Origin of the sequence: Methylobacterium ajmalii (assembly GCF_016613415.1) — a bacterium.
In the GTDB taxonomy this organism is placed as follows: Bacteria; Pseudomonadota; Alphaproteobacteria; order Rhizobiales; family Beijerinckiaceae; genus Methylobacterium; species Methylobacterium ajmalii.
The window spans coordinates 1-11,444 of record NZ_JACWCT010000082.1; the positions used below are offsets into that span (position 1 = coordinate 1).

Sequence of the window (11,444 nt, forward strand, 5' to 3'; positions counted from 1 at the left end):
GCGCCGGCTGCCGACGAGGCGGGCCGAGCCGTCGGCGGGCCCGCGGATCGTCAGGGGCGCGGCGGCGCTGCCGCCGTCCTGGCGGCCGAGACGCAGGCCGTCCGCGAGGCGATGGATGCCGGGACCGAGCGCGATGACGAGTGCGGCACCGCGATCGCGGGCGCGGCGCCGACGCGCCTCGGCCAGGGCCTCGCCCAGGGTGGCGACGCCGCCGGGTGCCGGGCGCGTGCCCTCGGCGGCGACCGTGATCTCGACCGGGGCGGCGAGGACGAGGGCTGGGGCTCCGCACAACAGGGTCGCGGCGAGGACGAGGAGGATCCGCATCGGGGAGTGCTGCCTTCGCGCGCCGTGCCGGCGTCGGACCTCGGGAACGACGGTGCCCGAGGCTGTGCGGCGCCGTGCACTCTAGGATGGGGCTCGGGGCACGATCATGCCGGATCGCGGCGGGACGCCGTCCGCCGCATCGGCCTCACGCACATGGCACCGGGCGAGCGCCCCGGTCAGGAGAGATCGTGCAGGGCCCTATCGGTCGGAGCCCCGTGGGTGAACCCGGAGAAGACGACGTCGAGACCCGCGCGTTCGGGCGTGCAGCACATCGGGCCGACGCGATAGGACGGCGCCACCGGAAACGGGGACAGCCGCATCAGGGGCCAGCGCACCCCATCCGAGGAGACCTGCAAGCGTAGCACGCCGGCCGCCACGGTCGCACGCAGCCACACGTCGCCGGGATCGTCCGCATAGGCCGCGGTCGCCCAGTCGGACCGGCCGACGGTCAGTACGCTGCCGATCATCGTCGCGCCGTCCGACAGCTCGATCCCCGCCTTGACCCAGACGTCGTCCGCGGCGCGGACCATCAGCCCGGCCTGGTCGTACAGCTCCCGGTACCGGGCCCGAACGCGGAGCTGAGCCGTGAAGTCGCCATCGGTCGCAACCGAGAGGAAATGACCGGTGTCCCGGGTGAAGCCGTAATGCGTCTCGCGCCAGAAGTCCGTGGCCCGGTCCGTGACGACGTGGAGCTCGTCGCCCTCCAGTCGCCAGGCGGCCGGTTCGTTGAGCCAGGTCGCGCCGTCGAATCCCATCGTCGTGCCTCGCCTCCAATGACCGCCCGAATCGGGACCGCCGGTGCCATTTGGCAAGCCCACCCATGCGCCCATACCGCCTCCGGTGCCTCGCGGCGCCGATGGGCGCGCGCAGCCTACTCCCCCGGCTGGGCGTCCGTCACGACGAGGCGCAGGCGGCGGTTGGTGCCGAGGCCGCGCATCGCCCGGTCGATGGCGGAGAAGCGGCTGCGGCGGGCGCTGGCGGCGAGGAGGAGCGCGGGAAGCCGCTCGTCGGCGATCAGGCGCTCGGTCGTCACGTCGCTGCCGACGAGGCCGAGATCGACCACCACGAGGTCGGCGCCGCTGCAGAGCAGCAGGTCGGGCAGGCGCGCGGCCAGCCCCCGCGGCAGGCCCTCGGCGCGGGGCAGCACCTTGAGGCCGGACGACAGGGTCACGAGGGCATCGGCCAGCGGCGTCCCGTCGCGCAGGGTCGCGGCGAGGTCGCGGTGCGGGGTGGCGGCGAGATCGCGGGTGAGCGTTCCCTTCGGGTCGGCATCGACCAGGATCACCCGCTCGCGGTCGGCCGCCGCCGAGAGCGCGAGAGAGCGGGCGAGGAGCGACTTGCCGGCCCGGTCGTCCGCCGCGCTGACGAGGACGACGAGCGGCGCCTGCCCGGGAAAGGCGGCGCCGAGGCGGTGGCGCAGGCGCGCGACCGCCACCTCGTAGCGCCCGTCGCCGCGCGTGGTGCCGATCTCGCCGTGGAGCGCCGCCGGGGCCGCGAGGGACCACGGCGCCCGCGGCACGGCGTCCAGGGCCTGGCGGCCGAGATGGCCTTCGAGGCGGCGGCGGGAGCGGACGCGGCCGGCGAGCAGCTCGAGGGCGAGGCTGCCGACGAGGCCGACGCCGAGCCCGGCCACCAGGGCGGCGACGAACACCACCGGGGTCGGCGGGCCGATGCGCTTCTCCGGCGGCGAGGCCGGCGAGATGATCCGCGAGGCCGAGGTGTCGAGGCGCTGCTGCTCCTGCAGCTCGCGGGCGCGGACCAGGAACGACTCGTAGATCGTCCGGTTCGCCTCGACCTGGCGCTCGAGCTCGCGCAGCTGCACGAACTCGTTGCCTACCTTCAGGGCGTCGGCCTTGCGCCGCTCGAGGGTGTCGGCGAGCGTGCGGGCGCTCGACAGCGCCGCCTGGTAGTCGTTGCGGCTGGCCGCCGCGATCCGGCGGGTCTCGGCCGCGATCGTGTCGCGCAGGGCCTTCTCCTGGATCAGGGCGGCCTGGTAGGTCGGGTGGCGCCGCCCCAGCGTCTCCTCGGCGTCGGCGCGCAGGCGCTCGGCCGCGGCGAGCTGGCCGCGCAGGCTCGTGATGGTGGGGTTCTGGACGATCTCGTTGACCGAGTCGGACGGTCCGCCGGAGAGCACCCCGTCGATCTGGCGCAGGCGGGCGCCGGCATCGAGGGCCTTGGCGCGGGCGGCGCCAAGCTGGTCGCTGAGCTGGGTCAGCTGCTGCTCGCTCACCAGCTGCGCGCGGGTGCCGACGATGTTGTGCTTGGCCCGGAAGGCCTGCGCCTTGTCCTCGGTCTTGCGCAGGGCGTCGCGCAGCTCGGCCAGCCGGCCCTCGATCGCCTCGCCGGCCTTCCGGGTCGTGTCGGAGCGGGTGGCGGCGTCGCGCGCCAGGTAGGTCTCGGCCACCCCGCGGGCGAGGCGGGCGGCCTTCTCGCGGTCCTCGGAGGTGACGCCGAGCTCGAGGACGAAGCTGCGCTCGAGGCGCCGCGCCCCGACCCGGTCGCGCAGGGCCCGCAGCGCCTTGAGCCGCGGATCGGCCGGCGGCTCGGCGCGGCCGGTGAGGCGCTGGATCTCGGCCCGGATCGCGCCGAGCAGGCTGTCGCGGCCGAGGAACTCGGGGTCGCCCGCGAGGTCGAACCGGTCGACCACCCGGCCGAGCACGTCGTCGGAGGTGAGCACCCGCAGCTGGCTGTCGACGAGGAGCAGGCTCGCGTCGCTCGCCGGGTCCGGCGTGGTGAGCCCGTCCTTGACCACCTGCAGCCCGCGCGGGTCGATCAGGATCTGGGTCGAGGCGGTGAATTGCGGCGGGTTGAACGTCGTCCAGGCCGCGGCGGCGGCCAGGAACAGGAGGACGGGCAGCAGCACCGTGAGCCAGCGCTGGCGGACCGAGCGCAAGATCTCCCGCGGATCGAGGAACCAGGGCTCGCGCCCCTCATCCCCACGCGGGGCCGCACCGATCAGCAGCCCGTTTCGGACATTCTCGACCATGGTCATGCTGCGTCCAAGGCTTGTCGTTGCGGGTCGGAACCGTCCCGTTCCGGTACGGCCGGACCGAACGACGCTCCGTCTGCCCCCGACGCTTCAAGCCGCGGGCCAAGCGGCGTCGGCCCCGCGCAGGGCCGGAACGGACCCGGCCGCGATCGCCGCGGCCTGCTCGGAGGCCCGTACCTCGGCCTCGGCCTCGCGCCGGGCCGCCCGCGCGTAGGCGAGCACCGCCACGTAGGCGAGCACGTTGACGTTCCAGTCCTGGTACAGGCCGGGCGTCGTCATGCCGTTGAGGGCCAGCATCAGGATCAGGCAGGCGACGAGGCGGCGGGTGCCGCGGTCGGCCCGGGCGGCGAAGCGGATCGGCTCGACCAGGCACAGGACGGCGAAGGACAGGCCGACGATGCCGGTCCCGGCCCAGGCGCTCAGGAACATGTTGTGCGAGCTCGTGATGAACACCGCCTCGCGGCCGAGCTCGTCGGCGAGCCCGGTGGTCGGGATCAGGAGCTGCACGAAGCGGTCGGCCGCCGAGAAGCCGGAGCCGAGCAGGCGGTCCTGCGTCGCCGCGATGAAGACCGGCCAGAACTGGCCCCGGCCGGTGGCGTTGGCGAGCTCGACCCGGGGCTTCTGGAGGATGACCGAGAGGAGGTCGAGCAAGGCCGGGAAGGTCGACAGGCCGACCATCAGGAACAGGAACACCGCGGTCGCCGCGACCGCCAGGACGACGCCGGCGACGCGCACGCCCGGGCGGCGCGAGGCGATCATCAGGGCCGGCGCGACCGCTGCGAGCGCGCCGGTCGAGGCCGCCGACCCGGCGATGACGAACCCGGCGGCCGCCAGCACGAGGTAGCGGCCGCGCCGCGGGCTGGGCGGCCCGAACACCACCGCGAAGCCGAGAGCCGCGCAGACGAGCGGCATCATGTTGTTCTTGGCCGAGGAGAACACGATGCCGGAGGCGAGGCTCGTCAGGATCTCCGGCGTCACGAAGACGAGCCAGGCCAGCGTCACGATCGCCAGGAGGTCGGCGAGCCGGCGCCGGATGTCGGGCCGGTCGAAGATCAGGATCAGCGCGAGGGTGAAGACCGCAAGCTCCGCCGTCCGGTACAGGGTGTAGGTCGGCACGATCGACCACGCCGCGCTCAGGCCGTCCATGCCGATCATCAGGGTGAACGGCAGGTAGGGCATCGCGAAGGGCAGGAGCAGGATGCGCCGGTCGGCGGCGATCTTGGCCGCGAGGTAGAGCGCGGTGAGGCCGGTGAGCACGATGGTGACGACGTTGGAGGCCGTCAGCCCCTGCTCCAGCACGGCGTTGCCGTCCTCGCGCGGGACCGTGAAGACCAGCGGCATGAACGCGAACACGGTCACCAGGGCGAGCGGCCAGAACACCGGTGCGCCGCCCGAGGGCGGGCGCGTCTCGAGGCGGCGGCGCAGGACCGGGTAGGCGACCGAAAACCAGGTCGCGACCCCGACGGCGATCAGGACGTTCAGCATCGCTCGGAGGTCTCCGACCGGGGAAGCGCGCCGCGGCCGAGGGCGACGACGAGCGCCAGCAGGGAGGCGCCGTGCGCGATCGCCACGACCGCCGCCGCCCCGGCGGCGCCGTAGCGGCCGATCAGCGGGTGGATCAGCGCCAGCGACACCACGAAGCTGACCGCGAAGGCGCGGAAGATCACGTCGGTGCGGCGCCGGGCGCGGAAGATCTGGGCCGCCATGTCCCGCAGGAAGGTGAAGGCGACGCCGAGGGCGAGCCAGCGCAGGCAGGACGCGTAGGGGGCGTAGGGGGCGCCGAAGGCGAGGCGCAGCCACAGGTCCGCCGGTGCCGCCACCGCGCCGAGCAGGACGGCGACCGGCAGGCCGAGGCGGCGCGTGACGCCGAGGAGGTAGGCGCGCAAGGCCGGCTCGCCGCCGGCCTCGTAGGCGCGGCTCGCGCCGGTCGGCACCACGTTCTCGGTCGCGGCGAGCATCAGCGACACGATGCCGACGAGGTACTGGGCCGCCCGCAAGCCCCCCAGGGCTTCGTCGCCCAGCGCGGCCCCGGCCAGGATCCAGACCAACTGCTCCTGCCCGAAGGTGACGAGGACCACCGGCAGGAACCAGCGCGCCATCTGCCAGTGGCGCCGGGCGGCGAGGGCGAGACGGCGCCGGCCGGGATCGGCGGCCCGGGCGAGGAGCGCGGGCAGCGTCGTCAGGAACGCCGTGAGCGCCAGGATCTCGATCAGCCGCGCCGCATCGAGGGGGATGCCGGCGGCCCACAGGGTCGCGACGCCGATCGGGAACGCGGCCGCCCGGGCGAGGTCCATGACGAGGGCGCGGCCGCCGCCCTCGTAGGCGAAGAGCAGCCGCCGCGCGGTGAGCTGGAGGTTCTGGGCCAGGGTGAGCGCGCCGGCGGCCGTCACGAGGTCGATCGGGACCGCCTCGCCGCGGGCCTGGAAGTAGAGGGCGAGCGCCCCGGCGACGGCGAGGGCGAGGCCCGCGGCCAGCACCAGCGCACCGGCGCTGACGGCGGCGGCGTAGCGTCCCGGGTCGCGGACGGAGCCCGCGAGGGTCATCAGCGGCGCCGTGACGAGGGCGTTGTGGAGCCCCTGGGCGAAGCCCGCGACGATGAGCACGAGGGCGAAGCGCCCGAACCCCTCCATGTCGATCAGGCGGGCGGCGGCGATGCCGGCGACGAAACCGAAGCCGCTCACCGCGCCCTGGTCGAGGAGCGAGAGCAGCGCCGGGCCGCGCAGGCGGGCAAGGAGGGCGGAGGCCAGGGTCACCGGGCGAGCACTGCCCCGGCCGCCGCCGTCGCGAGACGGCTGCGCCCGTAGAGCCAGAGCGGCCCGCTCGACGCGACGTTGCGGGTGAGCCCGCGCTTGAAGTCGTAGACGCCGCGGTTGCCCGCCGGGTCGATGCCGCCGAAATCGAACACCCGGCAGCCCTCCTCGGCCCCGCGGCGCAGGAAGCTCCACACCGCCAGGTAGGCGGCGGCGTTCGCCTTGGCCCGCTCGGTGGAGGCGGTGAAGAAGTCGGTGAAGCGGTCGCGGGTCAGATGGGCGATGCGCACGAGGCAGGTCTCCCCGTCCTCCCGGATCTCCAGGATGACGTGGCGCGGGTCGTTCGCCGCGAGATCGCGGTAGGCCGCGGCGTCGAAGTCGTTCGAGAAGCCCTTGCGGGTCTTCAGGGCCGCGTACATCGCCGTGAAGGCGTCGAAGGCGGCGAGCCGCTCGGCCGGATCGTCGAGGAAGCGCACCGACAGGGCGGGGTTGCGCTCGGCCTTGCGCAGGCGTTGACGCCAGCGCGAATCGGCAGCGGCCAAGAACGCGTCGACCCCACCGGTGAGGTCGACCTCCAGGGTGTGCCGGCCGGCGGTCGTCACCGGCTTGAACCCGGTCGCGAGGAGGCCGAGCACGGCGCCCGGGCTCTCGGCCCGGGCGAAATCCACCACCACGAGGTCGAGCGGCCCGAGGGCCAGGTGGGCGAGGAGGGCCCGCACGACCGCCTCGCCCTGGCGCTCGCCCTTGTCGGTGAGGAGCGGCCCGCCCTGGATGTAGGCCTGCCGCGCCGGGCCGCGCCGCCTGAGCTGCACCTGCGCCAGCCCGACGAGGTCGCCCGATTCGTCGACGACCTGGAGCCGGGCGATTTCCGCGCCGCGCCGCGCCTTGTAGGTCCCCCAGCCCGACGCGGCGAAGATGCCGCCGCGGGCCTGCGCCCACACGGCGGCGTCCCAGGCCGGCACATCGGCCGCGGGGAGGACCCGCAATCCGCTCTCGCGTTCCGTTCCGGTCATGGAAACCCCGTGCCAGGATGCGACAGACATCGTCGTCATGCCCGGCGTCACGCAAGCGGCGCACCGCCCGATGGCTGTGCACAGTTTCGTTAGGCTTGATCCCCGAAAGATCGGCGGGGACGGGGCCGCGCAGGCGGCGAACGGGCGGACCATACGTTGTCCTTTCGGCTTGCTCCTGCGCCGGATCGATCACAACCTCGTCAGGTCGGGCCTTCGCAACGGCGGGTGAGATGCTGCAACCGTTCAAGACCCTGGCCCGCGACCATCCGGTGGTCCGTGCCGTGCTGCTGCGGGCGCTCGCACGCCTCCGTCGGCTCGCCCACGCACCGCCGGGGCTCTACGCCCTGTGCTACCACCGCGTGCCGGAGCGCCAACGGGCGGGCTTTTCGGCGCAGATCGCCTACCTGCAGCGGCACGGCCGCTTCGTCGGGGCCGACGAGGCGGTGACGCTGCTCGAGACCGGCGCGGCGACGGCCGGGCGGCACTTCCTCGTCACCTTCGACGACGGCTACGCCGACACGGTCGAGGTGGCGCTGCCGGTGCTGCGCGCGGCCGGCGTGCCGGCGATCCTGTTCCTCGTCTCCGACTGGCTCGACGCTCCGCCGGCGAACCCGCCCGGCCCCTATGCCGACCGGGCGATGGTGGCGGCCTGGCTCGCGGCCGGCATGGCGGTCGGCTCGCACGGTTGCAGCCACGCCCGCATCGCCACGCTGGGGGATGCGGCGGCCGAGCACGAGATCGCCGGCTCGCGCGAGGTCCTGGCGGCGGCGACGGGCGTGCCGATTCGGCACTTCGCCTGCCCCTGGGGGGTCGCGGCGCGCGACTACCTGCCGAGCCGCGATCCGGACCTGGCGCGGGCCTCCGGCTACGCGACCTTCTTCACCACCCGCCGCGGCGTCGCCACCGGCGCCCGCGACCTCCCGGCCCTGCCGCGCCACGTCCTCGAACCGGAATGGCCGTTGCACGAGATCGACGCCCTGCTGGGAGCCCGCCTTGCCCGGCGCTGAGCGGCCGAACGCCGACGTATCCGGCTCCGGCTTGCCCGGCCCCGTCTTGTCGGCAACCGCCCGGCCCGTCGTCGTGGTGACCGGGGCCCTCGCGCCCTACACCCAGGTCCTCTACCGGGCGCTCGCCGCGACCCTCGACGCGCCGCTCACCGTCCTCGCCTGCGCGGCGCGGGAGCCGGCCCGCCAGTGGCAGCTCGCCGCCGCCGACGGCTACGGCTTCTCGGTGCTGCCGGGCCTGCGCTGGCACCGGGACGCGGTGCGCAACCTGTACGTCAATCCGGGCGTCGTGCTCCGCCTCGCGGCCCTGCGGCCGGCGGCGGTGATCCTCAACGACTTCTCGCCCACCATGGCGATGGCCGCGCTCGCCGCCCGCGCCCTGCGCGTCCCCTACGGCATCCGCACCGACGGGGTGCCGGAGACCGATCCGGGCGCGCGCTCGCCGGCCCACCGGGCCCTGCGGCGGGCGATCGTCCCGGGGGCGGCCTTCGGCCTCGCGCCGAGCGAGGGCAGCCGGACGCTGCTCGCCTCCTACGGGCTCGCGCCGGAGCGGGTCTTCCGCGCGCCGCTCTTCCAGGCCTGGGAGGCGGCGGCCGCCCTGCCCGACCCCGAGACCCGGCCCTACGACGTCCTGTTCTGCGGCATCCTCAACGAGGAGGTGAAGGGCGCGCGCTTCTTCACCGACGTGATGCGGGCCTGCGCCGCCGCCGGGCGCCCCTTGCGGGTGCGGGTCGCCGGCGACGGGCCGCTGCGCGAGGAGATGGCGGCACGCCTGGCGGAGGCCGGCATCGCGGCCCGGTTCGACGGCTACCTCGCCCAAGCTGCGCTGGCGGAGGCCCACGCCTCGGCCCGGCTCCTGCTCTTCCCGAGCCGCGGCGACGTCTGGGGCATCGTGGTCAACGAGGCGCTGCAGAGCGGCACGGCGGTCCTGGCCTCGCCGCATTCGGGCGCCGCCCGCGAATGGCTCGCGGCACGGGGCTGCGGCGTGGTGCGGCCGCTCGCGGTCGAGGACTGGGCGCACGAGACCCTGGCGCTCCTCGACGACCCCGGCCGGCGCGCCCGGCTGCGAGAGGCGGCGGCGCGCACGATGCCGGACTTCTCCCTCGCCCGCGCGGTCGAGGGCTACCGGGCCGCCCTCGCGTCCCTGCGGTGAGGGGGCGCCGTCAGGGACGGTCGAGGCCGGCGGCGGCGAGGAGCGCCTCGTCGATGCCGTCGCCGCCCGCCGACAGCGCCTCGCGCAGGGCGTCCTCGTCGTCATAGACCATCACGTCGCAGGCCTGCCCGCGCTCGGGGCCGAGATGCAGGCAGGTGCGGATGACGAAGCGGTCGTCGGGCGTGCGGTACAGGGTCTGGATCACCGGCAGGGCCTCGCCGGGCGAACTCGCCGCCCGGCCGATCGGCACGGCGAACAGGCTGACCGGATCGGTCAGGCCCGTCGGCGGCGGAGGCCCGGGGCGACGGGGCGCGGAGGGGTGGGGCATCGGCATCCTTGAGGGTCTCGGCGCTCCGGCAATGCGGTCGAGTATTGTCGGCCGTCCCGGCCTCCCGTCACCGCCGCCGCACCCCGGTCCGACAGCTCGGGGGGCTGCAGGCACCGACGGGACGGCCCGATGACGCGGCGGGCACTGCGCCATGACAGCACGAACCGGTCTCCGGCGCATCTGCAATTCACGGCTCGACTGGTCCGCGCTCCCGGTTTTCACGGTTAAAGTGATGACCGGGGCGTTTCCGGAACCGGAGACTGGACCGGTATTACGTCTCGGCCGGGCCGTCCAGCGGGGCGATCGGCTCGTCCTTGATCTGGTCGATGGCGAGCGCCGTGCGCACCGTGCGGACGTTGGGCAGGCCGGTGAGGTGGCCGACGAGCTGCTGGAAGGCGCCGAGGTTCGGCGCGACGCACTTGAGCAGGAAGTCGGTCTCGCCCGAGAGCGTCCAGCATTCCCGCACCATCGGCCAGCCGCGCATCTCGGCCGCGAAGGCGGCGAGCTCCGCCTGGCCCTGGGCCGCGAGCTGCACCATGGCGAAGCACACGACCTCGTAGCCCAGCGCCTTCGGCTCGAGGAGCGCGCGGTAGCCGCGGATGATCCCGGCCTCCTCCAGCGCCCGGACCCGGCGCAGGCAGGGCGGCGCCGACAGGCCGACGCGCCGGGCCAGCTCGACGTTGGTGATCGAGCCGTCGGCCTGCAGTTCCCGGAGGATCGCCCAATCGATGGCGTCGAGGCGGGCGGGCAAGGCGGCGATCACGATCCTGGCGGGTGGAAAGGGCGAGCGCCGGCGCGACGGGCCGGACGGGCGGATAAGCGGGCGCGCGACGGCGCGAGGGGTCCGACGGGCCGCATCGGACGGGCCGCATGAGTAGCCGGCCGGAGGGGCCGGCACAAGGTGACGCACCGGCACCGCCCCGCACCCGGGTTCCGCTCTTCTGGGGGGCTGGCGGCACGGCGCGGGCGGGTCAAGGTAGGCGGCCGGGAAGCGCCGGCCCCGCCCGCCCTTCGACCCGACCGGACCCCATGCACGCCGCGCCCGCCCCGTCCGACGCGCCCCGCCCGCCCGGGGACGGCCTGCTTCTGCCGGAGGTGCTGGCGCGCCTCGACCGGCTGACCGACTGGGAGAAGCGGCCGCGCGGCGGGATGCGGGTCGGCCTCGCGCCGATGCGCGACCTGCTGGCCCGCCTCGGCGCGCCGCAGAGCCGCCTGCGGGTGGTCCATGTCGGCGGCACCAAGGGCAAGGGCTCGGTCGGCGCCCTGATCGAGGCCGGGCTGCGGCGGGCGGGCCTGCGGACCGGGCGCTACGCCTCGCCCCACGTCGAATCGATCACCGAGCGGGTCAGCCTCGACGGCCGCCCGGTGGCGGAGGCGGTCCTCGCCCGCGCGCTCTCCCGCGCGCTCGACGCACACGAGGCGGCGCGGCACGACGACGGGCCCGGCGGCGACGCAACCTGGTTCGACGTCCTGACCGCCGCCGCCCTCCTGGTCTTCGGCGAGGCGGGACTCGACTGGGCGGTGATCGAGGTCGGGCTCGGCGGGCGGTTCGATTCGACCAACGCGGTCGACGGCGAGGTCGCGGTGATCACCAATATCGGCCTCGAGCACACCGAGATCCTCGGCTCCACCCGGGCGGCCATCGCCGCCGAGAAGGCCGGAATCCTGAAGGCCGGGGCGGCGCTCGTCACCACGCTGGCGCCCGGGGACGAGGCCGGCGCCGTCGCGGCCGCCCGCGCCGCGGCCCTCGGCTGCCCGGTGCTGCGCCCGGTCCTCGCCCCCGATGCCTCGATCGCCGAGGAGAACGCGGCGCTCGCCGGCCTCGTCCTCGACCGGCTCGGCGGGTGCGGCGTGCGCGGACCCGGCGGCACCCCCCTGGGCGC

General features: G+C 75.1%; 10 protein-coding genes and 1 pseudogene. 3 read left to right on the forward strand and 8 right to left on the reverse strand.

Annotation, left to right across the window (positions count from 1 at the left end; all coding sequences use genetic code 11):
• The 6 genes and pseudogenes from HPY23_RS15690 to HPY23_RS15715 all read right to left on the reverse strand — a co-directional run.
• Window positions 1-324: pseudogene (locus HPY23_RS15690) on the reverse strand (right-handed parallel beta-helix repeat-containing protein); the annotation flags it as partial.
• A 176-nt stretch (window positions 325-500) separates the two neighbouring features.
• Window positions 501-1,079, reverse strand: a complete 579-nt coding sequence (locus HPY23_RS15695) for a DUF1349 domain-containing protein (RefSeq protein WP_060847383.1) — start codon at window positions 1,077-1,079, stop codon at window positions 501-503.
• Window positions 1,080-1,195: 116 nt separating this feature from the next.
• On the reverse strand, window positions 1,196-3,316 hold the full coding sequence (locus HPY23_RS15700) for a GumC family protein (RefSeq protein ID WP_091888874.1): 2,121 nt from the start codon (window positions 3,314-3,316) through the stop codon (window positions 1,196-1,198).
• 87 nt (window positions 3,317-3,403) lie between these two features.
• Window positions 3,404-4,798, reverse strand: a complete 1,395-nt coding sequence (locus HPY23_RS15705) for an O-antigen ligase family protein (RefSeq protein ID WP_060847381.1) — start codon at window positions 4,796-4,798, stop codon at window positions 3,404-3,406.
• Window positions 4,792-6,066, reverse strand: a complete 1,275-nt coding sequence (locus tag HPY23_RS15710; RefSeq protein WP_091888876.1) for a lipopolysaccharide biosynthesis protein — start codon at window positions 6,064-6,066, stop codon at window positions 4,792-4,794. Before HPY23_RS15710 ends, HPY23_RS15705 begins: the two co-directional genes overlap by 7 nt.
• The gene (locus tag HPY23_RS15715) at window positions 6,063-7,049 is read right to left on the reverse strand and encodes a lipid II:glycine glycyltransferase FemX (protein ID WP_236012454.1); all 987 of its coding nucleotides are present in this window, start codon (window positions 7,047-7,049) and stop codon (window positions 6,063-6,065) included. Before HPY23_RS15715 ends, HPY23_RS15710 begins: the two co-directional genes overlap by 4 nt.
• A 257-nt stretch (window positions 7,050-7,306) precedes the next feature.
• Here HPY23_RS15715 and HPY23_RS15720 point away from each other — a divergent pair, with 257 nt between their 5' ends.
• Both HPY23_RS15720 and HPY23_RS15725 read left to right on the forward strand, forming a co-directional pair.
• Window positions 7,307-8,083 (forward strand): polysaccharide deacetylase family protein, encoded by a 777-nt coding sequence (locus HPY23_RS15720; RefSeq protein ID WP_091888882.1) that lies wholly within the window; start codon window positions 7,307-7,309, stop codon window positions 8,081-8,083.
• 76 nt (window positions 8,084-8,159) lie between these two features.
• A complete protein-coding gene (locus HPY23_RS15725; protein ID WP_244537639.1) occupies window positions 8,160-9,233 on the forward strand; it encodes a glycosyltransferase in 1,074 nt (357 codons plus the stop codon).
• Window positions 9,234-9,243: 10 nt separating this feature from the next.
• Here the strand turns inward: HPY23_RS15725 and HPY23_RS15730 are convergent, their stop codons facing one another.
• Window positions 9,244-9,561, reverse strand: a complete 318-nt coding sequence (locus HPY23_RS15730) for a hypothetical protein (protein WP_139235004.1) — start codon at window positions 9,559-9,561, stop codon at window positions 9,244-9,246.
• Window positions 9,562-9,832: 271 nt separating this feature from the next.
• Window positions 9,833-10,312 carry an Lrp/AsnC family transcriptional regulator gene (locus tag HPY23_RS15735; protein WP_091746963.1) on the reverse strand — a complete coding sequence of 160 codons (480 nt, stop codon included), beginning with the start codon at window positions 10,310-10,312 and terminating at the stop codon, window positions 9,833-9,835.
• 278 nt (window positions 10,313-10,590) lie between these two features.
• On the opposite strand from HPY23_RS15735, the gene HPY23_RS15740 reads away from it, so the two are divergent.
• On the forward strand, window positions 10,591-11,444 hold an 854-nt coding region (locus tag HPY23_RS15740; protein ID WP_268927387.1), incomplete at its 3' end, for a bifunctional folylpolyglutamate synthase/dihydrofolate synthase.

Excerpts from the sequence above, each read along its gene's own strand:
- HPY23_RS15695 (WP_060847383.1), bottom strand. The coding sequence starts at position 1,079 with ATGGGATTCGACGGCGCGACCTGGCTCAACGAACCGGCCGCCTGGCGA.
- HPY23_RS15700 (WP_091888874.1), bottom strand. The coding sequence starts at position 3,316 with ATGACCATGGTCGAGAATGTCCGAAACGGGCTGCTGATCGGTGCGGCC.
- HPY23_RS15705 (WP_060847381.1), bottom strand. The coding sequence starts at position 4,798 with ATGCTGAACGTCCTGATCGCCGTCGGGGTCGCGACCTGGTTTTCGGTC.
- HPY23_RS15720 (WP_091888882.1), top strand. The coding sequence starts at position 7,307 with ATGCTGCAACCGTTCAAGACCCTGGCCCGCGACCATCCGGTGGTCCGT.
- HPY23_RS15730 (WP_139235004.1), bottom strand. The coding sequence starts at position 9,561 with ATGCCCCACCCCTCCGCGCCCCGTCGCCCCGGGCCTCCGCCGCCGACG.